Origin of the sequence: Schaalia odontolytica (genome assembly GCF_024584435.1) — a bacterium.
Classification (GTDB): domain Bacteria; phylum Actinomycetota; class Actinomycetes; order Actinomycetales; family Actinomycetaceae; genus Pauljensenia.
In genome coordinates this window covers 1,113,492-1,138,917 of the sequence record NZ_CP102197.1, presented here as the reverse complement: position 1 = coordinate 1,138,917, position 25,426 = coordinate 1,113,492, and the positions used below count along the sequence as shown (strand labels likewise).

Here is a 25,426-nt window from a genome sequence, read left to right as displayed (position 1 = left end):
GTTATATCCTGCGGAGGATTTTCTTTTACGATGTCAACAACAGTCGACGCAAGTGGGAAGGGGGCCGATATGACGCGCAATGGTCGTCCTGCGTCGATGGCGGACGTTGCCAAATTGGTCGGTGTCTCGCATCAGACGGTGTCTCGCGTGGTGAACGGCAAGGGGCGTGTGTCGCCTCGGACGCGTGAGCGCGTGCAGGCCGCGATTGATCAGCTGGGATATCGCCCGAACTCCGTCGCTCGTGCCCTGGTGACCGCCCGCTCGGGCATCATCGTCATCGCGCCCATTGATTCTCTCGCGAGGCTGCGGCCACCCAGGGGGCGCAGGTGCCGGTCGTTGCGGTGTCGGGTGGACGCACGTTCGGTCGCGGGGTGTCCGTCGTTCACGCGGATCAGCGCGGCGGTGCGCGCCTTCTCGCGGAGCACCTCATCTCGCTTGGGCACCAAGACATCGTGTGCGTCGCGGGTCCCCAGGAGTGGTTCGAGGCACGCGAACGAGTGGCCGGGTGGCGTGAGGCAATGGGCGAGAATGCCCTGCGGATGCGCGAGCCTCTTGTGGGGTCATGGGAGGCACGCTGGGGCTACGCCGCTGGACAGAGTCTTCTTGAGCAGGTGCTCCCCGATGCGGTGATGTGCGCGAACGACGAGGTCGCTGTTGGTCTTCTTCGCGCTTTTGTCGAGGCTGGGGTGAATGTGCCGGATGACGTATCAGTCACGGGTTTCGATGACGTGCCGATGGCCGCCTATGCGGGCCCGGGGCTGACAACGGTTCGGCAGGATTTTGCGGATACGGCTTCGACGTCTTCACCTTGGTGATCTTCGGCATCGTTGTTATGTGGTTTGCCCACAAGCTCTCGATTGAGCGTGGCTTGCCGATCGTTCTGATTCTCCTGGCAATCCTTGTGCTCGTGTTCGGTACACTCGCGTCCTCGACAATGTTCGGCCGTGATGTGTACGCGATTGGCGGCAATATGTTTGAGCTTGATGCTATCGCCGCCTGCTTCATCGGTGGTGCGTCGACGACTGGCGGTATCGGACGCCTCTCTGGTGCTCTCATCGGTGGCCTCATCATGGCTGTGATGTCCAATGGCATGCAGCTCATGGGTGCGTCCACGTCCACGCAGCAGATTGTCAAGGGTGCCGTCTTGCTCTTGGCGGTTGCCTTTGACGTCTGGAATAAGCAGCGTGCCTCGGCATGAGGTAGCGCATTGTCGCGTGGGCGGGGAGTGGCCGGATGGCTACTCCCCGCCCCCTCTTGTTCCGGCGAATCGACGAGGGGCCTCGTCTGCTGGGAGAGGAGTTTCTGTTACTGAAAAAAGTGCCGGTCGTCGCCTGTTCCGCGAGCGTGGCGGGCGACCGGGCGACCCGGCCGGGGTGATCGGTGACACAGAATCGGGGGAATTTTGGCCTCAAATGTGCCCATTTTTCGTGAATTCCGCGAAAACCCGCCCTAAAGTCGGCGAAAACGCCAGAGATTTCGTAGTGTGTCTTTCGTGGCCACGACAGTGGTAACAAGAACGAACAGGAATGAGGTTTCTCAATGTCCGTGAACCGTACCGAGCTTGTCGCTCAGATTGCCGAACGTGCCGACCTGACCAAGGCGAAGGCCGATGAGGCCCTGGCCGCCTTCCAGGCCGTCCTCGTTGAGTCCCTGGCCAAGGGCGAGGCCGTCAAGGTCACCGGCCTCCTCTCGGTCGAGCGCGTTGAGCGCGCCGCCCGCACCGGCCGCAACCCCCGCACCGGTGAAGAGATCAAGATCCCGGCTGGCTACGGCGTGAAGCTCTCCGCTGGCTCGACGCTGAAGAAGGCCGTGGCCAAGTGAGGCGCTGACCCGAAGCCAAACGCCGTGGGGCGCGACCGCGTGGTCGCGCCCCACGCGCATTGTGCCAGCCGTGCCTCATGCGCCTGTACCGGATAGCGGTGTCCCCGGCCCAACTCCTCGGGCCGGGGACACCGCGTGGAGCGCCATGAACGAGCGCTCTAGGCCCCCACCTCCTGCGGAGCACGCTCCTGCAGCAGCGGGTGGTGGCAGGCCACACGATGCGTCTCGTCGGTGAGGACGGGCTGCACCTTGCATTCCTCGCCTGCGAAAGGACAGCGCGGGCGGAACCGGCAGCCCTCGGGCGGGTTGACGGCGCTGGGGGGCTCGCCCGTGAGCTTGATGGCTTCGTCGTCGTGGACGAACTCGGGGTCGGGCACCGGGATGGAATCGATGAGAGCCTTCGTATACGGGTGCTTGGGATTCTCGACAACTTCCTTGGCGGGGCCCTCCTCGACGATCCTCCCCAGGTACATGACGCCGATGCGGTCGGCCATGTATTGGACGACGGCCAGGTCGTGACTGATGAACAGGTAGGACAATCCGAGCTCCTCCTGCAGATCCTTCATGAGGTTGAGAACCTGAGCCTGAACCGACACGTCCAATGCGGACACGGGCTCGTCGGCGACGATGAGGTCTGGAGCAAGCGTCAAGGATCTGGCGAAACCGATGCGCTGGAGCTGCCCACCCGAGAACTCGTGCGGGTAACGATCCAGGATCTCCTCGGTCAAGCCCACCTGCTCCAGGATTTCCATGATCCTCTCGGCGATCTGCCGCGCGGTGCCGGTCTTCTGGATGCTCATCGGTTCGGCCAAGATCTGGTCGATGCGCATGCGCGGGTCCATGGCGGCGTACGAGTCCTGGAACATCATCTGGACGTCCTGGTGCATCTTGACCGCATCACGCCCCTTGAGCGTGGCCAGGTCGCGTCCGAGCAGCTCGATCGCGCCGCCCGACGGAGGCTCAAGGCCAGCGATGAGGCGACCCACGGTGGACTTACCGCAGCCGGACTCGCCCACCAGACCGTAGGTCTCGCCCTTCTTGACCGTGATCGACACGCGGTCGACCGCAGACACCACGCCCTTGTTGCGATTGAAGAACCCCGAACCCGCCGACTCGTACTCTCGGGAGGCTTCCTTCACGTCTAGCAGAGCATCGTGGGAGCGGGCGGCAACGGGGACACTCGCCGCCTTCGCCGCGTCTTCCGAGCCCTCAGGGGAGGCCTCGGCGTCGAGCTTTGCCTGCAGGAGCGCGGGGGACTCGTCCGTGTCCTGAACGGGGTGGAAGCACGCGTAGGAGTGGTTCTCGTCTCCGCTCAGGTCCGGGTAGCCGGCGCGGCACTCATCGGTGGCCCACAGGCAGCGCGCTGCGAAGCGGCACCCGACCGGAAGGTTCGTCAGCGACGGGGGAGCGCCGGGAATGGAGAAGAGCTTCGTCCCTGCAGCGAGCGCCCTTTCCGGCAACGCGGCCATGAGGGAGCTCGTGTAGCGGTGCCGCGGCTCGGTGAAGAGCGTCTTCGTGGGTGCCGTCTCCACGATGCGCCCCGCGTACATGACGGACACGCGGTCGGTGTGTCCGGCGACGACGCCGAGATCGTGCGTGATGAGGATGACGCCCATCTTGTACTCGTCGCGCAGCTCGTCGATGAGATCGAGGATCTGCATCTGCGTGGTGACATCGAGAGCCGTGGTGGGCTCATCCGCGATGAGGATGCGTGGCTGGCACACGAGCGCCATCGCAATCATGACGCGCTGGCGCATCCCGCCCGAGAGCTGGTGCGGATAGTTGTTGATGACCACCTCGGGGCGAGGCATGCCGACGCGCTTGAGGATCTCGACGGCCCGCTCAAGCGCGTCCTTCTTGGACATCTTTTCGTGGACGCGCAGCGGCTCGCACACCTGGAGTCCGATCTTCATCGTCGGATTGAGGCTCGTGAGAGGGTCCTGGAAGATCATGCCGACCTTCGTGCCGCGCAGCTTGCGCTTCTCCTTGAGCGGCAGCTGGGTGAGGTCCTGTCCGTCGAGGATGATGGAGCCGGAGGAGACCCTGCCGCCCTGGGGGAGAAGGCCCATGAGAGACAGCGCTGTCATGGTCTTGCCGGAGCCGGACTCGCCCACGATGCCCAGGGTCTCGCCTGGGTTCACGTGCAGGTCGACACCCGAAAGGGCGCGAACCACGCCGGAGCGGATCTCGATGTCGGTGTGTAGGTCCTTGATTTGAAGGAGTGGAGTATTCATAGTTCAGTGCTCACCTCTTGCGCAGTCGAACTTCGAAGGCGTCACGCAGGCCGTCGCCGATGAAGTTGAACGACAGGACCAGCAGGATGATGAGGACGCCCGGCGGGTAGAGCAACCACCAGTTGCCGGAATAGACCTGCGACTGGCTGTTGGAGAGCATGGCCCCCCAGTCGGTGGCGGGAGGCTGTGCACCCAGGCCGAGGAACGACAGGTAGGCGACGTAGAGGACGGCGTCGGCAACCTGGAAGGTTGCGTTGACGATGACGGTTCCGATCGTGTTGCGCACGATGTGCGTCCGGATCGCTCGGGGCATCGACCCGCCCATGCCGCGCATCGCGACGACGTACTCGCGCGTGCGCAGGGACAGCGCCTCGCCTCGGATCAGTCGGGAGGTTCCCAGCCAGGACAGGGCCGACATGATGATGATGAGGACCGGGACGGTCGGCGGGATCATCGTGGCGATCAGCATGAAAAGGAACAGGACAGGGACGGACATGAGGGCGTCAACGATGCGCATCATGATCGCATCGACCCAGCCCCCGACGAAGCCCGCGATCGCGCCGTACAGCGTGCCGATCGTGGTTGCGAAGATACCCGCGAAGAGGCCGACGATGATCGAGGTCTGGCCGCCCTTCATGAGGCGTCCGAGCTGGTCGTAGCCGACCGTATCGGTGCCGAGCGGGTGTTCGGCGGACGGGGGCAGGGCCGAGTTCAATGGGTCCGTGTGGATCTGGTCGGTCACGTAGAAGAGGGGGCCGATGAACGAGAAGGCCATCAGGATGAGGATCAGGCACACGCCGAAGACGGCGAGCCGGTTCTCCATGAAGACCTGCAGGCCCTGCAGCTTGGTGGACTTGCGGACGGCGCGCGCCTTCACGGGCGCAGTGGGGGCTGCGGTTGCTGTGGTCATTTGGATCGTCCTGCCAGTCGGATGCGAGGATCAGCGGCGGCGTACAGGAAATCTGCCAGGAGCGCGCCGATGACGGTCGCGAAGGAGACAATCAGGGCGACGCCCAGGAGGATTGGGTAGTCGCGTCTTCCCGTCGCCTGGTAGTACAGGTAGCCCATGCCGTTGAAATTGAAGAGGGTTTCGATGACGAGGGCGCCGCAGAACATCGCGGGGATGTACAGGCCGATCATGGTGATGACGGGGAACATGGCGTTGCGCAGCGTGTGGACGAAGACCACGCGGAACTCCGACAATCCCTTGGCGCGAGCGGTGCGAACGTACTGCTCGTTGAGGTTATCCACCATGGAGGAACGAACGTAGCGGGCGTACGCGGCGATTGTTCCAATCGAGAGCGCACACACCGGGAGGATCAGGTGATCCCATTGCTTCCACATGACGGAGAGGTCTTCGCCCTGCGGTGCATCGTTGGGGAGGATGGGCCACACCTGCGAGAAGAGAACGATCAGCAGGAGGCCCGCGAAGAAGATGGGGGTCGAGTAGGCCAGGAGACACGCGATCGTGACGACGTAGTCGGGCGCCTTGTTTCGCTTGACCGCCTGCCACACGCCCAGGGGGATGGCAATGATGAGGGCGAGAATGGTGGACAGAAGAGACAGGAAGATGGTGCGCGGCAGGCGTGCGGCCAGCAGGTCGTTGACGGACTGGTTGTGCTGGTAGGAGTAGCCGAAGTCTCCGTGCGCGATCTTGTTCAGGTAGGTGACGTACTGCTCGGGAATCGGACGGTCGTAGCCGTTCTCGTGGTCGAAGGCGGCGAGCTGTTCCTTGGTTGCGTCCTTGCCCAGCGCCGCTCGGGCTGCGCCGCCCGGCTGGGACTGGAGGAGAACGAAGGTAATGATGGTGACCAGGAAGACCACGACGACTGCCTGGCCAAGGCGTTTGAGGATGAATTGAATCATTGCGAACTCCACGGTTAGGGGGCAGGCGCCCGCGTGAGCGGGTGCGGGCGCCTGCCCCGTGAGGCGCTAAGCGAGGTGTTACTTACCCTCGCCGGTCGTCCAGGACCAGTCCTCGGGCCAGGTGTCGCCGGTCGCGTCGATGTCGCCCAGGTCGAGCGTCTTCTTCACGGCGGTGATCTGGTAGTAGGGGTTAGGCATCCACAGGACCGGCAGGTCCTCGGCGAGGTAGTCGTTGTATGCCTTCAGCGCGTTGGGCTCGGACGAGCGCGTGGACTCTTCGATGAGCTTGTCGGCCTCGGGGTTGGAGTACTGGCCGAGGTTGACGGGGGCGTCAGTGGCGAAGAGGCGTTCGCCGGAGGCGTAGATCGGGAAGCCCCACGAGGTCTGGGATCCGAAGAAGGACAGGTCCCACGTGCACGGGGTTTCGTCATCGCACGCCTGGGAGGCACCCACGGAGTCGGGAACCTCGTTCATGTCGAGCTTGATGCCGACCTTGCCGAACTGGGAGATGATCACCTCGAACATCTGGTGTGTGGAGACGAAGCCCGACTGGGATACGAGCTTGAAGGTCAGGGCGTCGCCCTGTTCGATACCCTCGCCGCACTGGTTGGCTCCGGTGCCCGGGTTCTCACAGGTGGAGGCTCCGTCGGGGTTGATCTTCCAGCCGTGATCCTCCAGGAGCTTCTTGGCCGCATCGGGATCGAAGGGGTAGACGCAGCCGTCCAGGGTGCCGACCTTGTCGGGTTCCATGGGGACGGGGCCGCACGTCGGGGAGGCGGTTCCCGACCAGATCTTCTCGGAGAGGGTCTTCTGGTCGATCAGCTGCTGCATCGCCTGGCGGATGTACTTCTGGTTCGTGAACTTGGAGCCGGGGGCCTTGGGGTAGAAGTTCATTGCCAGGTAGGTGATGGAGTTGCCGGGCCACAGGAAGACGTTGTAGCCCTTGCTCTCGACGGCGCCTCGCTGGTTGTATTGCGCGGCGGGAATGTAGCCGAAGTCGATGCTGCCCGAACGCACGGAGTTGAATTCGGCGTCGTCACCAGTGAAGGCCTTGTAGATGAGCTTGTCGATCTTGGGCTTGTCCTCGCCCCAGTAGTTCTCGTTGGGGACCATCTCCAGGCCCTGGTCGGGCGTGAAGGAGGAGACCTTCCAGGGACCGTTGACGGTCTGCCACAGGGGGTTGGTGGCGTAGGTCGAGAGGTTCTTGGCCTCTCCCTGGAGGTACGCGAAGACCTGCTGTGCGCCCTCGGGGGTGCGGTCCAGGTCCGAGACGGCCTCGTCAGCGCCGGACTTGTCCCAGGCGTGCTGCGGTAGGAGAGCAACCTTGTTGATCTGGTTGTCGATGAACCAGGCGGGGGCGAACTTGTCCTCGGTCGTGATCGAGAAGGTGCGCTCGTCCTTGACCTCCAGCTTCGCGCCGTCGGGGAAGAAGCCCTTCTTATACGAGGCCCACTCGTCCTTGTTGTTGGTGACGAGGTTCCACCAGAACTCCACGTCGCGGGTGGTCACGGGCGTGCCATCGCTCCACTTGGCGTCCTCGCGCAGGGTGATGGTGTAGGTCAGGCCGTCCTCGGAGACCTCGGGAACGGTACCCAGGGACTTGGGGAGGTTGATCTTGTAGGGGGTTTCGGACGTGGACTTGTAGGCGAAGAGGGGGCGGTACATCGCTTGGATGAAGTTCCCGTTCTCGCCCTGCGTGTATCCCTTGGCAGAGACCGGGAAGATCCAGTTCGGGATGCGCGAGGCCATGGTGACCTCGTTCTTTCCGGTCTCGGAGGTGGCGGCGCGGTTGCTGCCGCCGCAGGCGGACAGGCCCAGAGTGGCGACCATCGCGAGCGCCGCTCCGGTGGCGATCCACCGCTTCTTTCTGAGGTTCATGACTGCTCCAAATCAACGTTGATCGGGGACTCTGGCCGGAGTCAACCCTGCCAGATGGCATACATCATATGACAGTTTATTGAGCAGTGTTGCCAACTTGGAAGAAATTGCCAATGTTACGAAAAAATAACGACGAACTTTGGCGAAAGTAGCACCATGCTTTATTCGATGGTGCATAATTGATCCTGTTCTCAACGGGGAGTGCCGTGTAACGTTGCGGTTACTGCATGCATGCTCAAGAGGAGGTGCCATGGCCGCCCATGACGTCGACCAAACTGTCCTGACCCTCATCGGGTCCGGCCAAGCCGACACGCGCCCAGCGATCGTCAAGCAGACGGGACTGGCTCCGTCCACGGTGTCGGCAGCGGTGTCCCGGCTCGTCGAATCCGGCGTCATCGAGGAAAGCGATCAATCCGTGTCAACGGGTGGGCGCAGAGCTCGTCGCCTCGTCGCAGCCGACGGAGCGGGCGCGCTCGCGCTCGTTGAACTCGGTGCTCACCACGGCCTGGTGGCACTCACGGATCCTGCCCGCGGAGTGGGGGAAGCTACCAGCCTTCTCGTCGACATTGCTCGGGGCCCCGAAGCGGTCCTGGACGTCGTCATGGAGGAGGTCAGCCGTCAAGAAAAGGCTGCGGGAGTGCGTGTCGGTGGACTTGCCATCGCCGTGCCCGGCCCCGTCGATGCCGAGCACACGCGCGTGATCCGTCCGGCCCGCATGCCGGGGTGGGATGGAATCAACGTCGCCGAGGCGGTGAGCCGACAATGCGGCCTCGCCGCCACGATCGAAAACGATGCGCGCGCGGGCGCCATCGGAGAATCGGTCTATCGACGCCGACTGTCGGGAGTGTCTCCCATCGACACGCTCATCTACATCAAGGCGGGTTCGGCCATCGGCGGGGCCTACCTCATGGAGGGCGTCCCCCTCGTGGGACGAGGCGGCCTCGCCGGCGACATCTCCCACATTCCCGTTGACGCGGCAGCGGGGCGACCATGCAAGTGTGGCAACGTCGGATGCCTCGAAACCATCGCTTCGGCTGACTCGATCCGCTCCGACCTGGCCGCTGTCGGCCTCGCCTACGAGAACAACGCTCAATTGCTCGAGGCGGCACGCGACGGAATCCCCGAGGTGGCTACAGCCATCCGTCAGGCAGGCACCCTCCTCGGGCATAGCGTGGCACACCTCGTCTCCTTCCTTGCTCCTCAGGGCGTCATCGTCGGCGGGGCGCTGTCCGCCGTCGATGCGTTCAGCGCGGGGGTACGAGCCGCGCTCCACCAATCCTGCCTCCCCTCGATCATGGAACACCTCGTGATCGAGTCATCCCGCTCAGGGCGCGACGCCGCGCTCTGGGGTCTATCGACACTCACCCCCCACAAGATCTCAAAGGAGAATCGCTCATGACCAAGCCCCGCATCGCCGTTGCAGGGATCCACATCGAGTCTTCAACCTTCACCCCCTATGTTTCGACAGCCGAGGACTTCACCGTCACCCGGGGAAGCGAGCTCATGGAGCGCTTCTACTGGAGGGACGAGGACTGGGCTCGACAGATCGAGTGGATCCCCGTCCTCCACGCGCGCGCCCTTCCCGGCGGTGTCGTCGAGCGCGGCGCGTACGACGCCTGGAAGGAGGAGATCCTTCGGGGGCTGGGGGAGGCAGGTCCCCTAGACGGCCTCTTCTTCGACATCCATGGTGCCATGAGCGTCCAGGGCATGGACGACGCCGAGGGGGATCTCATGACCGCCATTCGCCGCGTCATCGGCCCCGATCCCATGGTCAGTGCGTCCATGGACCTGCACGGCAATGTCTCCCAGGATCTCTTCGATGGGTGCGACCTGCTCACGTGCTACCGCCTGGCCCCCCACGAGGACGCGCTCGAATCGCGTCGCCGTGCCGCATACAACCTGGGTCGGCGCCTTCTGGACGGTGCGCCCAAGCCCGTCAAGGCGCTCGTCCACGTCCCCGTCCTGCTACCCGGCGAAAAGACCTCGACACGCATCGAACCCGCCAAGTCCCTCTACAAGATGATCGACCCCATCGAGGAAATGGAGGGCATCCTCGACGCGGCTATCTGGATCGGCTTCGCGTGGGCGGACCAGCCCCGCTGCAAGGGAGCGGTCGTCGTCACGGGTGACGACGCGGATCTCGTGAAGGAGCAGGCCGAGCGCATCGGCCAGTATTTTTGGGACGTGCACGATCGCTTCGAGTTTGTCGCACCCGTTGCCTCCATGGAGGAATGCCTGGCGGCAGCCGAGGAAGGGCCCAAGCCCTTCTTCATCTCCGATTCCGGGGACAATCCGGGCGCCGGAGGTGCCGACGACGTGACGGTCGCGCTCGCCGCCCTCCTGGCATGGAAGCCCGTCCAGGACGCGAGCCTGGACGTTGTCTACGCCTCGATCATCGACCCGGTCGCCGCCGCGGGCGCCTGGGAGGCCGGGATCGGCGCCGAGATCGATGTCGAGGTGGGCGGACACATTGACACGCGTGAACCCGGACCGATTCGCGTGCGGGCAACCGTCGAGGCGCTCACCGACGACCCGATGGGTGGGCGCACCGCCGCGCTACGCGTCGGTGGCCTGCGCTTTATCGTGACGACGAATCGCAACCAGTACACGATGTTCAGCCAGTTCGAGGCCCTCGGCATTGACATCACCGCCGCGGACGTCGTCGTCGTCAAGATCGGATACCTCGAACCCGACCTGTACAACACGCAGAAGGGTTGGCTCATGGCGCTCACCCCCGGCGGAGTGGACCAGGACCTCATTCGCCTGGGCCATCACAAGATCGAACGCCCGATGTTCCCCTTCGACCCGGACATGACCGCCCCCGATCTGCGCGCACAGGTCGTGGAGCCATGAGTACCGTCAAGGACTCGCTCGGCCCGGTCTTCGCCGGCATCGACATCGGAGGAACCTCCATCAAGTGGATGATCGTTGACGAGGCCGGATCGATCCTCGCAGACGGGAACGAAGCGACGGATCGTGAGGCCGTCGCGTCCCAGGTGGGGGCGATCGGCCAGCGTCTCGCCCACGGTCATCCGGGCCTGGTGGGTTTCGGGCTTATCTGCCCCGGCCTCGTGGACGAGGAGAGCGGAACCGTTGTCTACGCCGCGAACCTTGAGCTGCGCGGAGTGCAACTCGCGCGCGCGGTCGAGGAGGCGACGGGGGTGCCCGCCGCCCTCATGCACGACGGGCGAGCCGCCGGCCTGGCCGAGGGGCTGCTCGGCGCGGGACGCGGAGCCTCATCCTTCCTGATGATGCCGATTGGGACGGGCATCTCCGTGGCGCTCATGCTCAAAGATGGCCTGTGGAGCGGGGCAACCTTCAGCGCGGGGGAGGTCGGGCACGCCCCGGTCTTCCCCGGAGGAGAGCCCTGTCGCTGCGGCTCGCGTGGATGCCTGGAGGTCTACGCCTCCGCCAAGGGAATCGCGCGCCGTTACGAGCAGGCAACAGGCCGCGACGTCGGCGCCAAGGCCGTCGAGGACGGGATTGGTCGGGACCCCGTGGCGAGCGAGGTGTGGGGGACCGCTGTGCGTGCGCTTGCCCTGTCGCTGACCCACATGACGCTCACCGTCGATGTCGAGCGCATCATCATCGGCGGCGGACTGTCCCACGCCGGCGAACACCTGCTGGCCCCCCTGCGCGAGGAGTTCGCGTCGATGCTCACCTTCCGCGACGCCCCCGAGATCGTGCGGGCTTCCCTGGGCGGGGCCGGCGGACGCTGGGGCGCGGCGATCCTGGCGGCCCGCGTCGGCGGATCCAGCTGCTACGAAAGGTGGAAGCCGTGACGGTTGTTGAAATTTGCGTCGAAGATGCCCTGGGGGTTCGCCGGGCACGCGACGGCGGAGCGGACCGCGTGGAAGTCTGTCGGGACCTGTCCTGCGGCGGCCTAACCCCGGCTTTCGACGAGGTCGCGGCGGCCCTTGAGGTTGCTCCCGCTGGCGGCGTCCAGGTGCTCGTGCGGCCTCGCCCCGGAGACTTCGTGCACTCGCGCGAAGAAGTCGATCGGATCGCCTCCGACATCGCCCAGCTCGCCTCCGTGGGCAGGGGAGCCACGGTTCCCCTCGGCTTCGTCGTGGGTGTGCTCGAGCCGGGAGGCCGGATCAATGTCGACGCGTCGGCTCGTCTGCGTGACGAGGCGGGGGAGGCTCCGCTCACCTTCCACCGCGCCTTCGACCAGGTGGAGGATCTCGATCGCGGGCTCGATGTCCTCATGGAGCTGGGCTATGACCGGGTTCTCACCACCGGGGGAGACCCTGCGGTGGCCAGGCCCGAGGCACTCGCTCGCCTCGTGGCTCGAGGAGGGGAAGACATCATCATCTTGGTCTCCGGTGGGCTTCGCGCCCACAACGTCGCCGACGTTGTGGCCGCCTCGCGCGCTCGCGAGGTGCACATGCGGGCGCCCGGGGCGTGCGGAACGGACCAGGAAGAGGTCGAGCGCGTCGTCGCCGCGCTTCGCTGAGTGGAACAGAGAGAACGACTGTTCATCGATTCGTCTGACAAATCGATGATCATGGTGTAAGGTTAACCACATGAGAATTGGAATTTTCAACGACGAAGATCAGATCGCGTCACTGGCAGCAGACCGCATCCTCGAGGTGTACCGCGCCAAGCCGAACTTTGTGCTCGGCCTGGCCACCGGGTCCTCGCCTCTCAAGCTCTACGCTGAGCTTGTGCGCCGCTACCAGGCCGGTCAGATCTCCTTTGCCCAGGTTCGCTCCTACAACCTCGACGAATACGTCGGGCTGCCCCGCGATCACTACGAGGGGTATGCGAACTTCATCCACCGCAACCTCGTTGACCTCGTCGACATGCCCGAGGGTGCCGCGCACGGCCCCGACGGCTGGTGCGACGACCTCGAGGCCGGCGCCGCAGCCTACGACGCGGCCATCAAGGCAGACGGAGGCATCGACATCCAGGTCCTCGGAATCGGCTCGGACGGCCACATCGGCTTCAACGAGCCCGGCGGGACCCTCGCGTCGCGCACGCACGTGGGTGTCCTCACCGAGCAGACCCGTCGCGACAATGCCCGCTTCTTCGACGGCAACATCGACGCCGTGCCAACCCACTGCGTCACCCAGGGCCTGGGAACCATCATGGATTCGCGCGCGCACATCTTCATCGCCACCGGCGAAGGCAAGGCGGACGCGGTCAAGGCCATGGTCGAGGGCGGCGTCACCCAGCGCTGGCCCGCCTCCATCCTGCAGCACCACCCGGATGTGACGGTCCTCCTCGATGAGGCGGCCGCCTCCAAGCTTGAGCTAGCGGACTTCTACAAGGAGGTGTGGGCCAAGGAGCACCTGTAACACGCGGCCCACGACCCCTGGCCTCGGCTTCGCTCGCGAAGCCGAGGCCAGCCTCATTGCCGGGTTTAGCTCCCGGCGCACGGCATCACTGCCTCGGCGTCGTCGGCGGGACGTACAATGAGTGCATGCGTAACGCCCTCGACGAACCCACCGGCCCCTCCGCGCCCTCCGGTCCCTCCACAGCATCCTCGACCGGGCTACTGGAGCGCACCGAGACCAGGCGGGAACGCACCGGCGGCGACGGCGATCGTTTTGCCCACTTTGTTCGCAAGGACAAGGCCAACTCCTCGATGGTGACGGGGCAGCCCGTGGTTGCCCTGTGCGGCAAGGTATGGATTCCTACCCGCGACGCCTCCCAGTACCCCGTGTGCCCCACCTGCAAGGAACTGCGCGATTCGATGGGCAAGAACGGGCGCAACTGGCCGTTCTCCGACGGCGGAAAGGGCTCCGACAAGTGAGCGAGACGACCCGGCGCGCACCGGTTGGTCGGCTGCGTGCCTGGCAGGCCGACGCCCTCGAACGCTACATGAGCTGTGCGCCGCGCGACTTTCTGGCGGTCGCGACGCCCGGAGCCGGAAAAACCACCTTCGCGTTGACGCTCGCCACCGAACTGATTGCCCGCGGCATCGTCGACAAGCTCACGGTTGTGTGCCCCACGGAGCACCTCAAAGGCCAGTGGGCCTCCAACGCCGCGCGTTTCGGGATCCACATCGACCCCGACTTTACGAACTCGCAGGGCGTCGCCGGATCGCACTTCGACGGGGTTGCCGTCACCTACGCGCAGGTGGGGTCCAACCCCGCTGTCCACTCCGCCCGCACCCGCGCCTATCGCACCCTCGTCATTCTCGACGAGATCCACCACGCGGGAGACTCCCTGTCGTGGGGCGATGGCGTGCGCGAAGCCTTCGCCGAGGCCACGCGCCGACTCGCCCTGACGGGAACACCCTTCCGCTCCGATACTTCCCCAATTCCCTTCGTCACCTACGCGGAAGACGACGAAGGTATCCGGCGCTCCCGCGCCGACTACACCTACGGATACGGCGACGCACTCAAGGACGCCGTCGTGCGCCCCGTTCTCTTCATGTCCTACTCGGGGCAGATGGCCTGGCGCACCAACGCCGGTGACGAGGTGAGCGCGCGCCTGGGCGAACCCCTCACGAAGGACATGATGAAGCAGGCCTGGCGTACCGCCCTCGACCCCAAGGGCGAGTGGATTCCCGCGGTCCTGCGTGCGGCAGACCTGCGCCTGGAGGAGGTGCGCCGCGCCGTTCCCGACGCCGGCGGACTCGTCATCGCATCCAACCAGGAACAAGCGCGAGCCTACGCCCGCCATCTGCGTCTCATCACCGGAAAGGCGCCGACGATTGTCCTGTCCGACGATGCGGATGCCTCTGATCGCATCTCTGAGTTTTCCGCCTCCACCGACAAGTGGATGGTTGCCGTGCGCATGGTCTCCGAGGGCGTCGATGTGCCGAGGCTCTGCGTCGGAGTGTACGCCACGAACGCGTCGACTCCGCTGTTCTTCGCCCAGGCCATCGGACGCTTCGTGCGCGCCCGCAAGAGGGGAGAGACGGCCACTGTCTTCATCCCTTCCGTCCTCCCCCTGCTCTCCCTCGCCGGAGACATGGAGGTCGAACGCGATCACGCGCTGGACCGGCCCAAGCGCGGCGATGACGAAGACGCCATGTGGAACCCCGAGGACGCGATGGTGGCGGCTGCCAACCGCGAGGAGAAAGCCTCCTCCGACCTGCTGTCGCAGTTCGAGGTCCTCGGAGCCGACGCCGAATTCGACGGTGTCCTCTTCGACGGCGCAGCGTGGGGTGCGGGGGCCGAGGTTGGCTCCGAAGAGGAGCAGGAGTATCTCGGCATCCCCGGCCTCCTCGACGCCGACCAGGTGACGACGCTGCTACGCGCACGCCAGGCCGACCAGGTTGCCGCCCAGCGAAAGAGCCGAAGCGCGCGCAAGATGCGCGAGGACAACGCGGGAATTCCCGCCCACAAGCTGCGCGCGGCCAAGCGCAAGGAACTTCAGCACCTCGTCTCGACCTGGTCACGCCGCTCGGGAGACACCCACGCGACCATCCACTCGCGGCTGCGCTCGCGCTGTGGCGGTCCCGAAGTCGCCCAGGCGACGACCGAGCAGATTGAGGCGCGCATCGCTCTGCTGCGCGAGTGGTTCGTCGGGCGGCACTGAGATTGCGCCCCCCGGCGCCCGGCCTAGGCGATCGCCTCGTAGCGGGTCGGGATCGCCACCTCTCCCTCGGACAGCCGCCACGCCTGGTAGGGAAGCTCGTTGCGGGCACGAAGATGGTGCTCCTGGGCGCGGGCGAGAGCATCGGGACTCCAAGCGGTCGAATCGATGACGCCCTGGCGCACGAGCGGGACCTGCAGGGGGCGAGCTCCGCGCTCAGCAAGCAGCTTCTGCCCCTCCTCCATGGAGGTGCCGACGAGGAGGAGCTCCTCGGAGGCATAGCCGTCGTCGCCCATCACGCGCCCGGCCACCTTGCGGCCGCCGACCGTCGACTTCGACTCGGACTTCTTGGCGACCGGAACGATAGCTCCGGAGGCGTCCTCGCGCGACACAACCTTGTAGACCAGCGCGGCCGTCGGGACTCCGGACCCCGTCACGAGCCTGGTCCCCACGCCGTAGGAATCGACGGGGGCCGCGCCCAGCGCTGCGATCGCATACTCGTCAAGGTCGGAGGTGACCGTGATCTTCGTGGAGGTTGCTCCCATCGCGTCCAGCTGCCCGCGCACCTTGAAGGCCTGAGCAACGAGATCGCCGGAATCCAGGCGCACGGCCCCCAGCTCGCCACCCGCGGCGCGCGCCGCTTCAACGGCGTTGACAACTCCCTGGGCGATGTCGTAGGTGTCGACGAGAAGAGTCGTGCCCGCTCCCAGGGACGCCACCTGCGAATCGAAGGCGTCGCGTTCGCTGTCGTGCAACAGGGTGAAGGCGTGGGCGGCGGTTCCGATCGCGCGGATCCCGTAGCGCTTGGCGGCCTCCAGATCGGAGGTGCCCTGGAAGCCGCCGATGATGGCGGCGCGCGCCGCGGACACGGCGGCTCGCTCGTGAGCCCGGCGTGCGCCCATGTCCATGCAGGGGCGTCCGTGAGCTGCGATCGTCATGCGCGACGCTGCCGAAGCAACCGCGCAGTCGTGGTTGAGAATGGACAGCAGGAGGGTTTCGAGCAGGGTGCAGTCAGCAAAGCTCCCCTCGACGGTGAGCAGGGGAGACCCGGGGAAGTAGCATTCTCCCTCGGCGTAGCCCCACATGTCGCCCGTGAAGCGCCACGTGGCCAGGAAGGAGGCGGCCTCCTCGGAGATGATCCCTCGGCTGGAAAGCCACTCGATTTGTTCGCCGTCGAACTCGAAGCGTTCCAGTGCTTCGAGGATGCGTCCCGTTCCCGCCACGACGCCGAAGCGTCGCGTCGCGGGCAGGCGGCGCCCGAAGAGCTCGAAGGTGCAGCGCCGACGCGCGGTCCCGTCCTTCAGGGCGGCGTCGAGCATCGTGAGCTCATACATGTCAGTGAGGAAAGATGTGGATGTCGATGCAGGCATAGTGTGAGCCTACCGTGAGAAGCGTGTCACCGGGGGACGAATGCGCTTCCATGGACACCCGATTCACCCTAGGGTTGACGTATGACCACAATCCTGCAGCCGGCACCGCGCGCACACGAGGCGGCTTCCGCCGTGCCGCGCTGGCGCGCTGTCGTGTGGGACGACCCGGTGAACCTGATGAACTACGTGACCGCGGTCTTCCGCGAGTACTTCGGATACTCAACGGCGCGCGCGGAAGAACTCATGATGAGGGTACACACTCGCGGACGGGCAACCGTCTCGACGGGGGTGCGCGAGCGCATCGAGGCCGACGTCATGGCGATGCACTCCTACGGGCTTCGAGCCACCCTCGAAGAGGACAAGGGATAGGCGCATGGAGGGCTTCGCTCCTCGAGATGGCGGCTACGCCTCGTCGATGAGCAGCGGCGAGGCTCTCCTCCTGCGCCAGCTGGCCAGCGAGGTCCTCGTCGTCCTTGACGATCCGGGCGAGTGCGCCGTGACGCCCTCGGTACTCAGCGCGCTCACCGAGACCGAACTGCGCAGGGAAGCCCCGCGCGAGCGGAGCCTGGGGATGCTCCTTCCTCCCATGAGTGCGGACTGCGAGGATGCGGCCCGCATGCGCGCGTTGACGGAGGATCTGCTTCGGGCCGAGAAGTCGGCGCGCCTACGCTCCATCATCGCGGACCTCGACAGTATCGTTCATGGGGGCGCCGACACGCTGATCGTGCGCCCCGAGGCGGTCTGGTCCTGGCTCGGCGCGCTCAACGACATTCGCTTGGGGCTGGCCGGCGAGCTGGGGCTGGCCGATCAATCGGATGCGCGGCGCGTTGAGAGGCTGGCCGCGAGTGAGCCGACAGGGGAACACGCGCAGGTTGTCGCCGCCATCTATATGCTCGTAACATGGTGGCAGGACTCCCTCCTGGAAGCTGTGAATAATCCGCGCTAACGCATAAGGTCAAACCATGAACAACGCCCCGATTGGAATCTTCGACTCGGGTCTGGGTGGTCTCACCGTCGCGCGTGCCGTCATCGACAAGCTTCCCGACGAGGAGATCATTTACCTGGGTGACACCGAGCACACGCCCTACGGTTCGCGCGCGATTGCACAGGTGCGCTCGCTGACGCTCTCCGCCCTTGATGAGCTGGCCTCTCGCGGCGTCAAAGCCCTCGTCATCGCCTGCAACACGGCCACGGCCGCAGCGCTCGCGGATGCTCGCGAACGCTACTGGATCGACGCGGGAATACCCGTCATCGAGGTCATTACTCCCGCGGCCCGACAGAGCGTGAGCGCAACCCGCAACCGCCACGTCGGCGTCATCGGAACGAAGGCAACGATCCAGTCGGAGGCCTACCTGCGTGCCCTCGCCGCGGTCCCGGGGCTGCGGGTTACCCAGCAGGCGTGCCCGGCGTTTGTTGACTTTGTCGAGGCCGGGGTGACGACCGGCGACGAGATCGAGGCGGTGGCTACCGAGTACCTGACCCCGCTCAAGGCAGCGGGCGTTGACACGCTCATCCTTGGATGCACTCACTACCCGCTGCTCACTGGGGTCATCAGTCGCGTCATGGGCGATGGCGTGACCCTTGTGACGTCCTCGGAGGCCACGGCAAACATGACCTACAACGAGCTGGTGGACCGCGCTCTCCTGCACGACCCGTGGCCAGAGGGAGCTCGGCCCGAGCATCAGTTCCTGGCGACCGGCGCCTCGGACGCCTTCCCGCTGCTGGCCAGGCGCTTCCTCGGACCCGAGGTCGGATCGGTCGGGCGCGTGCGCACCGGTGGAGGGATCGCGTGAAGCTCACCGTCATCGGTGCGACCGGTTCCATGTCGGGTCCGGAATCGCCCGCATCCTCCTACCTGATTCAAGCCCGCGGACGTGATCGGGCCTCGGGGCAGGAACGGACGTTCTCGCTCGTGTGTGACATCGGCCCAGGCGCCTTCGGTGCCCTGTGGAGGCACGTGTGTCCCCGGGACCTGGACGCGCTGGCCCTGTCTCACTGTCACGCGGACCACATGGGCGACATCATTTCCCTGCAGGTGTATCGCAAGTGGGGGCCGGGTTCCTCCTGCCCGCCGCTGTCGCTGCTCGGGCCGGCGCAGACACTTTCGCGCGTCAGGCAGATCGAGGGCGCGGCGGAGCCCGAGCGATACGAGTGCGAGTTTGCATTCACCCAGCTTCGCCTTGGTCACGCCTACGAGGTGGGGCCCCTGACCGTGCGCCCGTATCGCGCGCTGCATCCGGTTGAGGCTTTCGGCCTGCGCATCGAGGGGCCTTCGGAGGAGGATCCGTCGCGCACGGTGGCTCTGTTCTACACCGGCGATACCGATCTGTGCGAATCGATCATTGAGGGCGCCCGCGGCGTGGATCTGCTGCTGAGTGAGGTGGGCTTCACCTCCGATGAGACCGAGCCTGACATGCACATGGACGGCCGTCGGGCGGGCGAGGTCGCGAGGCGGGCAGGAGCCAAGCGGATGCTCGCCACCCACATACAGCCCTGGACCCCCCGCGAGCGGGTGGCGGCGGAGATCCGGCAGACGTGGGATGGGCCCCTGGGGTTCGCGGCTGCGGGCTTGCAGGTGTCACTCTGAGCGAGGAGGAGACGCCGGAGCCGCTAGTCGGCGTGGGTGGAGTAGGCGTTATGCCGCTGCCACTCGGCGAGGTAGGCGGTCACGCGGGCCGGGCCGCCTGCCTCTGACCAGCCGTGGTTCTTGTGTCGCAGGAGGATCTTGCGGGTGCCGAGGGAGGGGAGCGGGGTCACGCGCATGCCGTCGGTGTGGGCGCCGGCCAAGGCCATCGCGGGCAGGATCGTGGATCCGGTGCGGGCGCGCACCAAGGAACGGGCGGCCTCGTAGGTGGTGTAGAGATGGGGGGCCCACGTCGTGGAGGGGAAGGCCTTGGTGATGCGGCGCATGACGTGGTCGCCGCTGCTTCCCGGACTGACCCGCAGCCAGGTCAGGTCGGCGAGGTCTTCGATCGATCCGATGGGGGGCGCGGAGTCGGGGGTGACGAGGACCCAGGGCTCGTCGATGAAGGGCACGTCCGTGTATCCGCGCGGAGCCAGGCCAGGGTTCTCGTCTCTTTCGATGACGAGGATGTCGTAGCGGCCGGTGCGCAGGGAGGCCATGCCGGGGGTTTCCTCGGTTTCCTCGATGCGCAGGTCGATGCCGGGAAGAGCCTCCGTCAGATCCGGTAGGGCAGGGATGAGGGTTGAGCGGCAGATTGTGAGAAAGGCCCCAAGGGTGACGGTTCCGGTGACCTGACCGGTCAGGGGGCGCAGGGCCTTGAGCGCCTCGGCGATGTCGGCGTTGATACGTTCGCCGGCATCGGCGACGATGTTTCCCGCGGGGGTGAGCACCGCTCCGGACGTCGTGCGTTCGACCAGCTTGAGGCCGACTTCTTCTTCCAACTTCTGGATTTGCTGGGACACTGCCGAGGGGGACACCATGAGGATGTCGGCGGCGGCAACGATGCCGCCTTCGCGGGCGACGGACAGGAGGAAGGGCAGTCGGCGAGGATCGATGTCCATGCGAACTCCTTGATTAAGGCAAACTGTAAGATAACTATAGAACCATTCAATTGTGCTTGACCAGTGGAGGGTGCACTATACATGTCATGACCATCTTCTCTCTTGCAATCACGATCCTCGGATGGGTGGGCGCGGCAGCTTCGATCGCCGCCTACTACCTGGTGTCCTCCAAGCGCTTTGCGCCCGATTCGCTGCGCTACCACTCCCTCAACGTCTCCAGCTGCGTGTTCCTGGCGATCGCATGCGCGTCCACCGGCGCGTGGCCGTCCTTCCTGACGAACGCCATCTTCATCAGCGTCGGCGCCACGATGATCTGGCGTGTGCGCGATCGTCTCGCCCGCCGCATCATGCAGGTCCTCCGCTTCTTTGACGTGCGCCGCTACATGCCCCGCCGACTGCGTCCCGCACGCGCGCGCTGAACGGCGCCAGGCACAACTCGGGGGTTGGGCGGGGCCCAGCCCCCGAATGCGTGCCTGCGGCATCCTGGCGCGGGTCAAGGATCTGTCAAGGCTCACCAAGGAAAGGTCTGTAAGGCCAGCTTCATGGAGGTGTAAGCGAGAATCGATGGAAAAGTCGCGGAAGAACGCTCATCATGGAGGTGCGGTGCTGTGATAGATCCATCGCACGTACTCAAAGAGGAGCACACAATGTCCCGTTTCATCGCATCACTCCTTCAGCGTCTCGTCCATCAGCGCAGAGGACGTCAACAACGCAACCCTCTGCAGTTCTCGATGGACCGTCCCATCATCGGTAACCTCGTGGCCCGCTGATGATGTGAACGCGAGCGCAACAAGAGTGCCGGACACCCGCGGGTGCCCGGCACGGTTGCATACGAGCCAGGGGTGGCCTCAGCCGCGCAGATAGTCCACGATGGCGGGCATGAGGGCGCGGAACGCGATGCCGCGGTGGCTGATTGCGTTCTTCTCCTGCGGACTCATCTGCGCGGTGGTCACCCGATAGCCGTCGGGAATGAAAATCGGGTCGTAGCCGAAGCCGCCCTGCCCGATAGGTTCGCGCGTGAGCGTACCGCGCACCTCGCCTCGGCGAACGACTTCCTCGCCGCCCGGCGTCACCAGGACAGCCGCGGATACGAAGGCTGCCCCGCGATGAGGGTCGGGCACGTCACTGAGCTGGTCGAGGAGCAGAGACAGGTTGGCGGCGTCGTCTCCGTGTCGGCCCGACCATCGCGCGGAAAAGATCCCGGGAGCGCCGCCCAGAACGTCCACCGTGATACCGGAGTCGTCCGCGATCGCTGCCAGGCCGGTGGCGCGCGCCAGGGCTCGCGCCTTGATGAGGGAGTTCTCTTCGAATGTCACCCCATCCTCCACGGGGGAGGGGACGTCAAAGGCACTCATGGGCGCAATGCATCCGGCTTCAAAACCTCGCCACGCATCGGCGAGAATCGCTTCGAGTTCAAAGATCTTATGCGCGTTTGAGGTGGCGAAGACCAGGCGTGCGCTCACGGAGTCACCTCGACGCGTTCCATCAGGGGAGCCTCAAGCGCGAGCTTTTGTGCTCGCGCCAGCTGCGCGTTGCCCGCCGTTGCCAGATCCAGCAGCTCGGAGAGCTCCTCGCGGCTGAAGGGTGCGTGCTCGGCCGTGCCCTGCACCTCGATGAAGCGCCCGTCGCCGGTCTGGACGACATTCATATCCGTCTGCGCCCGCACGTCTTCGACGTAGGGCAAGTCCGCCATGGCCGTGCCGTCAATGATCCCCACGGACACGGCCGAGACCGAGTCCGTCAGGACCCGCGCTGAGGGCGTGAGGATTCCGCGTTCCTTCGCCCACGCGATCGCGTCGGCAAGGGCGACGTAGGCGCCGGTGACGGATGCTGTGCGGGTGCCGCCATCGGCACGCAGGACATCGCAGTCCAGGACGATCGTATTCTCGCCCAGGGCACTCATGTCGACGATGCCGCGCAGGGAACGACCGATGAGGCGCGAGATCTCCTGAGTGCGGCCGCCCACCTTACCCTTGACGGACTCTCGGGAGGAGCGCTGCTCGGTTGCGCGCGGGAGCATCGAGTACTCGGCGGTCACCCAGCCTTCACCCGAGTCCCGCTTCCAGCGCGGAACCCCCTCGGTGAAGGAAGCAACGCACAGGACCCGGGTGTTGCCAAACTCGACGAGAACGCTGCCCTCCCCGGTTCCCGACCAGCCGCGGGTCAGGGAAACGGGACGAAGCTGGGACGGGGTGCGGCCATCGGCGCGCAGGGGAGTATTTGTCATAGTGCCTAGGGTAGCTCACCGCGTTACCGTGGAGACATGAGTCTTGATCTACCTCTCGTCCGCGGTCACGTCGACCCGGCCGTCGCTCTGCGTGAATCCGTGGCTCCCGTTGCCCTGGTGCGCGCCGGTGAGGCCGATGTCATCGTCGTGGACGGCGCCGGCTTTGTCCTCCTTGACGAGGCCGAGGCTTCCTCCTCGGACGCCCCGATCCTGCTGCGCCTGACCGGGGATGAAGCCACGCGTGCTGCTGAGGGAGCGACGGCCTCGTTTATCGGGGTCGCGCGCGGACGCTCCGTCGTCGCGATCGAGACGACCCGGGACGAGGTTCGGGGCCGCTGGGAGCACCTGCGCGCGGTCGGGTGGCAACTTGACGGGGACGACGCGGCCCTGGCGCTGAGTGCGCTCGCGCTCGCGGGCTGGCATGCCAACTACCGCTTCTGCCCGTGCTGTGGGGCGCCGGTGCAGCTGGTGACCGGCGGATGGGCCGCGCGATGCGACTCCTGCGATCGACTGGAGTATCCGCGACAGGACCCCGCAGTGATCGTCCTCGTGCGAGACCGCCGTGACCGCGTCCTCCTGGCTCACAACGCGCTGTGGAAACCCGGTTTCGTGTCGCTCATCGCCGGCTACGTTGAGGCTGGGGAATCTCCGGATGTCGCGGTCGCGCGCGAGGTGAGCGAAGAAGTCGGCGTCGCCATCGAAGACGTGTCCTACGTGGCAACCCAGCCGTGGCCGTTCGGACGCTCGCAGATGATGGGATACCGGGCGCGCACAGCCGAGGAGGCTCCCACCCCGATCGCCGACGGCGTAGAGATCGAGTGGGCGCGCTTCTTCAGCCGCGGTCAGCTCGCCCAGGCCCTGGAAGGCGGCGACGTGCGCGCCCCGGGACGCTCGTCGATCGCGTACGCGATGCTCGCCCAGTGGTACGGGGGCGACCTGCCGGAAGGCCCGGGCACGCGGGACGCACCCGATAGAGGCTAATGGGACAATGAGAGCATGATCCCCGAGGAACTACTTGACGCCCTGGATCCCGACCAGCGTGCCGTCGCGACCCAGGTTGCCGGGCCCCTCGCGGTCCTCGCCGGAGCCGGAACGGGAAAGACCCGCGCGATCACGTACCGTATCGCCTACGGTGCCGCGGTTGGGGCGGTCGACCCGTCGAACGTCTTGGCCGTCACTTTCACTCAGCGTGCCGCCTTCGAAATGCGGCATCGTCTGGCCCAGCTGGGCGTTCCCAAGGCGCAGGCGCGGACGTTCCACTCCGCCGCCCTGCGCCAGCTGCGGCACTTCTGGCCGACCGTCGTCGGGGGGCCGCTCCCGGACGTGATTCCACACAAGGCATCGCTTGTGGCCGCCTCCGCCGCACGGCTCGGCATCGCCATCGATCGAACAAACGTGCGTGACATCGCCGCCGAGGTCGAGTGGGCGAAGGTCACGATGGTCGACGCGGCGCACTACGCCGCGCGCGTGGGGCGCCTCGGGCGGGAAGTTCCCGCCGGACTCGACGCCTCCGACATGGCGCGGCTGCTGGACGTCTACGAGGATGCAAAGGCCGAGCGGGGCGTCATCGACTTCGAGGACATCCTCATCTACCTGTGCGGCATGCTCCAGGAAAGAGCCGATGTGGCCGCCGTCGTGCGCAAACAGTATCGATCCTTCGTCGTCGACGAGTTTCAGGATGTCAACCTCCTGCAGGCTCGGCTTCTGGACCTGTGGCTCGGGGGACGCCACGATGTCTGCGTCGTCGGCGACGTCGCTCAGACCATCTACTCCTTCACGGGAGCCTCGCCGCAGTACCTGACCGGATTTGGGCGCAAGCATCCGGGCGCGCGCATCGCCCAGCTCACGCGAGACTATCGGTCGACCCCGCAGATCGTTTCCCTGGCCAATGACGTCCTCGAACGGTCCCAACACCGAGAGGGAACTGTTCGTCTGTCCAGCCAGCGCGATGGCGGCGCGCGGGTTGCCTACCGCACCTACGAGGATGACCGTGCGGAGGCCGAGGGCGTCGCCGACCAGATCGCCGAGCTGATAGCCGGCGGCATGGCCCCCCACTCAATCGCCGTGTTGATGCGCACCAACGGCCAATCCCAAGCCTTCGAAGAGGCCCTGGGTGCGCGGCGGATTCCCGTCGCCGTGGCCGCAGGAAAACCCTTTTTCGCGCGCGACGATGTGCGCACCGCCATCGCTCGCTTGCGCGCGGCTGCAGCCGCACGCGAGGAGGGGGCGCTCGCAGACCTCGTGCGGGACGTTCTCTCCGGGGTCGGCTGGGCGCCCGAGGCTCCCTCGGGACAGGCGGGATCCGAACGCTGGTCCGACATGAATGCCATCGTTGGGTGGGCCGATGACTCTCGGGCGACGAGCCTGGCCGACTTCGTCAGCGAACTCGACGAGAGGATCGCCTATCAGGTCGAACCCGACAAGTCGGGAGTGGAGCTGGCAACCATTCACGCCGCGAAAGGACTTGAATGGGATGCCGTCTTCCTCGTTGGTGTCGCCGAAGGACTCCTGCCCATCTCCTACGCAAAGACCCAGCAGGCACGCGAGGAGGAGAGGCGGCTCCTCTACGTGGCCGTCACCCGCGCCCGGGATCTGCTCTCCCTCTCGTGGGCGCGCTCGCGGGGAACGGATGGGCGCGGGCGACGCAAGCGCAGCCGCCTGCTCGACGGCATCTGGCCCGAGGCTGACGGCGTCGGAGCGCCCAAGAGAAAGCCTCGTTCCTCCAGTCGCGCCCTCAACCGGGCATTCGAGGAGGAGGCGTCGCCGCAGGCCGTCGAGCTCTTTGGGCGCCTCAGGGCGTGGCGCCTCGAGGTGTCCCGACAGGCCGGGGTGCCGCCTTTTGCCGTCTTTACCGACCAGACGCTGCGAGATATAGCCGTCGCCATGCCCAAGACAACCACTCAGCTGCGCGTGATTCGGGGGATCGGCGATGTCAAGGTGCAGCGCTTTGCCGCGCCGGTCCTCGCCCTCGTACGCGGTGAGGAAGTCATCGTTGACGAGGGGGCGTGAGCCGC

The 25,426-nt window shown here is 65.8% G+C and carries 27 protein-coding genes and 1 pseudogene; 19 read left to right on the top strand and 9 right to left on the bottom strand.

What is annotated here, in order from left to right; all coding sequences use genetic code 11:
• Positions 1–30: 30 nt before the first annotated feature.
• Positions 31–171, top strand: a pseudogene (locus NQK35_RS10525) (LacI family DNA-binding transcriptional regulator); the annotation flags it as partial.
• A 38-nt stretch (positions 172–209) separates the two neighbouring features.
• On the opposite strand, the gene NQK35_RS05040 reads toward NQK35_RS10525, so the two are convergent.
• Positions 210–443 carry a hypothetical protein gene (locus NQK35_RS05040; protein ID WP_257114816.1) on the bottom strand — a complete coding sequence of 78 codons (234 nt, stop codon included), beginning with the start codon at positions 441–443 and terminating at the stop codon, positions 210–212.
• Between NQK35_RS05040 and NQK35_RS05035 the strand changes: the two genes are divergently transcribed.
• The 3 genes from NQK35_RS05035 (at position 342) to NQK35_RS05025 (ending at position 1,821) form a co-directional block, all read left to right on the top strand.
• A complete protein-coding gene (locus tag NQK35_RS05035) occupies positions 342–815 on the top strand; it encodes a substrate-binding domain-containing protein (protein WP_306456023.1) in 474 nt (157 codons plus the stop codon). The two genes, NQK35_RS05040 and NQK35_RS05035, sit on opposite strands and share 102 nt — an antisense overlap.
• Positions 812–1,198 (top strand): ABC transporter permease subunit, encoded by a 387-nt coding sequence (locus NQK35_RS05030; RefSeq protein WP_257114715.1) that lies wholly within the window; start codon positions 812–814, stop codon positions 1,196–1,198. Before NQK35_RS05035 ends, NQK35_RS05030 begins: the two co-directional genes overlap by 4 nt.
• 341 nt (positions 1,199–1,539) lie before the next feature.
• On the top strand, positions 1,540–1,821 hold the full coding sequence (locus tag NQK35_RS05025) for an HU family DNA-binding protein (protein ID WP_009213437.1): 282 nt from the start codon (positions 1,540–1,542) through the stop codon (positions 1,819–1,821).
• Positions 1,822–1,979: 158 nt separating this feature from the next.
• Here NQK35_RS05025 and NQK35_RS05020 read toward each other — a convergent pair whose 3' ends face one another.
• The 4 genes from NQK35_RS05020 to NQK35_RS05005 all read right to left on the bottom strand — a co-directional run bounded on the left by NQK35_RS05020 (position 1,980) and on the right by NQK35_RS05005 (position 7,799).
• Entirely contained in the window at positions 1,980–4,055 is a 2,076-nt protein-coding gene (locus NQK35_RS05020) for an ABC transporter ATP-binding protein (RefSeq protein WP_257114714.1), read from the bottom strand.
• A gap of 10 nt (positions 4,056–4,065) precedes the next feature.
• Complete coding sequence (locus tag NQK35_RS05015; RefSeq protein ID WP_257114713.1) at positions 4,066–4,965, bottom strand: ABC transporter permease; 900 nt, start codon at positions 4,963–4,965, stop codon at positions 4,066–4,068.
• Complete coding sequence (locus NQK35_RS05010) at positions 4,962–5,921, bottom strand: ABC transporter permease (RefSeq protein ID WP_048724736.1); 960 nt, start codon at positions 5,919–5,921, stop codon at positions 4,962–4,964. Before NQK35_RS05010 ends, NQK35_RS05015 begins: the two co-directional genes overlap by 4 nt.
• A 78-nt stretch (positions 5,922–5,999) precedes the next feature.
• Positions 6,000–7,799: a peptide ABC transporter substrate-binding protein gene (locus NQK35_RS05005; protein WP_257114712.1), complete on the bottom strand. Its 1,800-nt coding sequence runs from the start codon at positions 7,797–7,799 to the stop codon at positions 6,000–6,002.
• A 250-nt stretch (positions 7,800–8,049) separates the two neighbouring features.
• Here NQK35_RS05005 and NQK35_RS05000 point away from each other — a divergent pair, with 250 nt between their 5' ends.
• The 7 genes from NQK35_RS05000 (at position 8,050) to NQK35_RS04970 (ending at position 15,293) form a co-directional block, all read left to right on the top strand.
• Positions 8,050–9,198 carry an ROK family transcriptional regulator gene (locus NQK35_RS05000; protein WP_048743163.1) on the top strand — a complete coding sequence of 383 codons (1,149 nt, stop codon included), beginning with the start codon at positions 8,050–8,052 and terminating at the stop codon, positions 9,196–9,198.
• Positions 9,195–10,652, top strand: a complete 1,458-nt coding sequence (locus NQK35_RS04995; protein WP_257114711.1) for a M81 family metallopeptidase — start codon at positions 9,195–9,197, stop codon at positions 10,650–10,652. The genes NQK35_RS05000 and NQK35_RS04995 overlap by 4 nt, the downstream gene beginning before the upstream one ends.
• Positions 10,649–11,581 (top strand): ROK family protein, encoded by a 933-nt coding sequence (locus NQK35_RS04990; RefSeq protein WP_257114710.1) that lies wholly within the window; start codon positions 10,649–10,651, stop codon positions 11,579–11,581. The genes NQK35_RS04995 and NQK35_RS04990 overlap by 4 nt, the downstream gene beginning before the upstream one ends.
• Positions 11,578–12,255, top strand: a complete 678-nt coding sequence (locus NQK35_RS04985; protein ID WP_009213445.1) for a copper homeostasis protein CutC — start codon at positions 11,578–11,580, stop codon at positions 12,253–12,255. Before NQK35_RS04990 ends, NQK35_RS04985 begins: the two co-directional genes overlap by 4 nt.
• Before the next feature lie 70 nt (positions 12,256–12,325).
• The gene (nagB, locus tag NQK35_RS04980; protein ID WP_009213446.1) at positions 12,326–13,099 is read left to right on the top strand and encodes a glucosamine-6-phosphate deaminase; all 774 of its coding nucleotides are present in this window, start codon (positions 12,326–12,328) and stop codon (positions 13,097–13,099) included.
• Positions 13,100–13,224: 125 nt separating this feature from the next.
• Complete coding sequence (locus NQK35_RS04975; protein WP_048743174.1) at positions 13,225–13,557, top strand: DUF3039 domain-containing protein; 333 nt, start codon at positions 13,225–13,227, stop codon at positions 13,555–13,557.
• Positions 13,554–15,293 (top strand): DEAD/DEAH box helicase, encoded by a 1,740-nt coding sequence (locus NQK35_RS04970; protein ID WP_009213448.1) that lies wholly within the window; start codon positions 13,554–13,556, stop codon positions 15,291–15,293. The genes NQK35_RS04975 and NQK35_RS04970 overlap by 4 nt, the downstream gene beginning before the upstream one ends.
• A 23-nt stretch (positions 15,294–15,316) precedes the next feature.
• Here the strand turns inward: NQK35_RS04970 and NQK35_RS04965 are convergent, their stop codons facing one another.
• The gene (locus NQK35_RS04965; protein ID WP_257114708.1) at positions 15,317–16,660 is read right to left on the bottom strand and encodes a nicotinate phosphoribosyltransferase; all 1,344 of its coding nucleotides are present in this window, start codon (positions 16,658–16,660) and stop codon (positions 15,317–15,319) included.
• Positions 16,661–16,741: 81 nt separating this feature from the next.
• On the opposite strand from NQK35_RS04965, the gene clpS reads away from it, so the two are divergent.
• Genes clpS through NQK35_RS04945 form a run of 4 tightly spaced genes read left to right on the top strand, consistent with a single transcriptional unit; the run spans position 16,742 to position 19,247 of the window.
• Positions 16,742–17,029, top strand: coding sequence for an ATP-dependent Clp protease adapter ClpS (clpS, locus tag NQK35_RS04960; protein WP_257114707.1), 288 nt, complete (start codon positions 16,742–16,744; stop codon positions 17,027–17,029).
• A 4-nt stretch (positions 17,030–17,033) separates the two neighbouring features.
• Entirely contained in the window at positions 17,034–17,606 is a 573-nt protein-coding gene (locus NQK35_RS04955; RefSeq protein ID WP_009213451.1) for a DUF2017 family protein, read from the top strand.
• 16 nt (positions 17,607–17,622) lie between these two features.
• Positions 17,623–18,453 carry a glutamate racemase gene (gene murI / locus NQK35_RS04950; RefSeq protein WP_048743182.1) on the top strand — a complete coding sequence of 277 codons (831 nt, stop codon included), beginning with the start codon at positions 17,623–17,625 and terminating at the stop codon, positions 18,451–18,453.
• Positions 18,450–19,247: an MBL fold metallo-hydrolase gene (locus tag NQK35_RS04945; protein ID WP_257114706.1), complete on the top strand. Its 798-nt coding sequence runs from the start codon at positions 18,450–18,452 to the stop codon at positions 19,245–19,247. Before murI ends, NQK35_RS04945 begins: the two co-directional genes overlap by 4 nt.
• 23 nt (positions 19,248–19,270) lie before the next feature.
• Here NQK35_RS04945 and NQK35_RS04940 read toward each other — a convergent pair whose 3' ends face one another.
• Positions 19,271–20,185: a LysR family transcriptional regulator gene (locus NQK35_RS04940; protein WP_009213454.1), complete on the bottom strand. Its 915-nt coding sequence runs from the start codon at positions 20,183–20,185 to the stop codon at positions 19,271–19,273.
• An 86-nt stretch (positions 20,186–20,271) separates the two neighbouring features.
• Between NQK35_RS04940 and NQK35_RS04935 the strand changes: the two genes are divergently transcribed.
• Both NQK35_RS04935 and NQK35_RS04930 read left to right on the top strand, forming a co-directional pair.
• Positions 20,272–20,604 carry a CBU_0592 family membrane protein gene (locus NQK35_RS04935; protein ID WP_009213455.1) on the top strand — a complete coding sequence of 111 codons (333 nt, stop codon included), beginning with the start codon at positions 20,272–20,274 and terminating at the stop codon, positions 20,602–20,604.
• 228 nt (positions 20,605–20,832) lie between these two features.
• Entirely contained in the window at positions 20,833–20,955 is a 123-nt protein-coding gene (locus NQK35_RS04930; protein ID WP_009213456.1) for a hypothetical protein, read from the top strand.
• Between the two features lie 78 nt (positions 20,956–21,033).
• Here the strand turns inward: NQK35_RS04930 and rdgB are convergent, their stop codons facing one another.
• Complete coding sequence (rdgB, locus tag NQK35_RS04925; protein WP_009213457.1) at positions 21,034–21,648, bottom strand: RdgB/HAM1 family non-canonical purine NTP pyrophosphatase; 615 nt, start codon at positions 21,646–21,648, stop codon at positions 21,034–21,036.
• Positions 21,645–22,412 (bottom strand): ribonuclease PH, encoded by a 768-nt coding sequence (gene rph, locus NQK35_RS04920; protein WP_048743186.1) that lies wholly within the window; start codon positions 22,410–22,412, stop codon positions 21,645–21,647. Before rph ends, rdgB begins: the two co-directional genes overlap by 4 nt.
• A 36-nt stretch (positions 22,413–22,448) precedes the next feature.
• Here rph and nudC point away from each other — a divergent pair, with 36 nt between their 5' ends.
• Together nudC and NQK35_RS04910 are read left to right on the top strand one after the other, a co-directional pair.
• The gene (gene nudC, locus NQK35_RS04915) at positions 22,449–23,393 is read left to right on the top strand and encodes an NAD(+) diphosphatase (RefSeq protein WP_257114705.1); all 945 of its coding nucleotides are present in this window, start codon (positions 22,449–22,451) and stop codon (positions 23,391–23,393) included.
• Positions 23,394–23,408: 15 nt separating this feature from the next.
• Positions 23,409–25,421, top strand: coding sequence for an ATP-dependent DNA helicase UvrD2 (locus NQK35_RS04910; protein WP_257114704.1), 2,013 nt, complete (start codon positions 23,409–23,411; stop codon positions 25,419–25,421).
• The last annotated feature ends 5 nt before the right edge of the window (positions 25,422–25,426 follow it).

Bases quoted from the DNA above. Each gene is read 5' to 3' on its own strand.
- NQK35_RS05025 (WP_009213437.1), top strand. From the start codon at position 1,540: ATGTCCGTGAACCGTACCGAGCTTGTCGCTCAGATTGCCGAACGTGCC.
- NQK35_RS05020 (WP_257114714.1), bottom strand. From the start codon at position 4,055: ATGAATACTCCACTCCTTCAAATCAAGGACCTACACACCGACATCGAG.
- NQK35_RS05015 (WP_257114713.1), bottom strand. From the start codon at position 4,965: ATGACCACAGCAACCGCAGCCCCCACTGCGCCCGTGAAGGCGCGCGCC.
- NQK35_RS05010 (WP_048724736.1), bottom strand. From the start codon at position 5,921: ATGATTCAATTCATCCTCAAACGCCTTGGCCAGGCAGTCGTCGTGGTC.
- NQK35_RS05005 (WP_257114712.1), bottom strand. From the start codon at position 7,799: ATGAACCTCAGAAAGAAGCGGTGGATCGCCACCGGAGCGGCGCTCGCG.
- NQK35_RS05000 (WP_048743163.1), top strand. From the start codon at position 8,050: ATGGCCGCCCATGACGTCGACCAAACTGTCCTGACCCTCATCGGGTCC.
- NQK35_RS04995 (WP_257114711.1), top strand. From the start codon at position 9,195: ATGACCAAGCCCCGCATCGCCGTTGCAGGGATCCACATCGAGTCTTCA.
- NQK35_RS04990 (WP_257114710.1), top strand. From the start codon at position 10,649: ATGAGTACCGTCAAGGACTCGCTCGGCCCGGTCTTCGCCGGCATCGAC.
- nagB (WP_009213446.1), top strand. From the start codon at position 12,326: ATGAGAATTGGAATTTTCAACGACGAAGATCAGATCGCGTCACTGGCA.
- NQK35_RS04975 (WP_048743174.1), top strand. From the start codon at position 13,225: ATGCGTAACGCCCTCGACGAACCCACCGGCCCCTCCGCGCCCTCCGGT.
- NQK35_RS04965 (WP_257114708.1), bottom strand. From the start codon at position 16,660: ATGCCTGCATCGACATCCACATCTTTCCTCACTGACATGTATGAGCTC.
- clpS (WP_257114707.1), top strand. From the start codon at position 16,742: ATGACCACAATCCTGCAGCCGGCACCGCGCGCACACGAGGCGGCTTCC.
- NQK35_RS04955 (WP_009213451.1), top strand. From the start codon at position 17,034: ATGGAGGGCTTCGCTCCTCGAGATGGCGGCTACGCCTCGTCGATGAGC.
- murI (WP_048743182.1), top strand. From the start codon at position 17,623: ATGAACAACGCCCCGATTGGAATCTTCGACTCGGGTCTGGGTGGTCTC.
- NQK35_RS04940 (WP_009213454.1), bottom strand. From the start codon at position 20,185: ATGGACATCGATCCTCGCCGACTGCCCTTCCTCCTGTCCGTCGCCCGC.
- NQK35_RS04935 (WP_009213455.1), top strand. From the start codon at position 20,272: ATGACCATCTTCTCTCTTGCAATCACGATCCTCGGATGGGTGGGCGCG.
- NQK35_RS04930 (WP_009213456.1), top strand. From the start codon at position 20,833: ATGTCCCGTTTCATCGCATCACTCCTTCAGCGTCTCGTCCATCAGCGC.
- rph (WP_048743186.1), bottom strand. From the start codon at position 22,412: ATGACAAATACTCCCCTGCGCGCCGATGGCCGCACCCCGTCCCAGCTT.
- nudC (WP_257114705.1), top strand. From the start codon at position 22,449: ATGAGTCTTGATCTACCTCTCGTCCGCGGTCACGTCGACCCGGCCGTC.
- NQK35_RS04910 (WP_257114704.1), top strand. From the start codon at position 23,409: ATGATCCCCGAGGAACTACTTGACGCCCTGGATCCCGACCAGCGTGCC.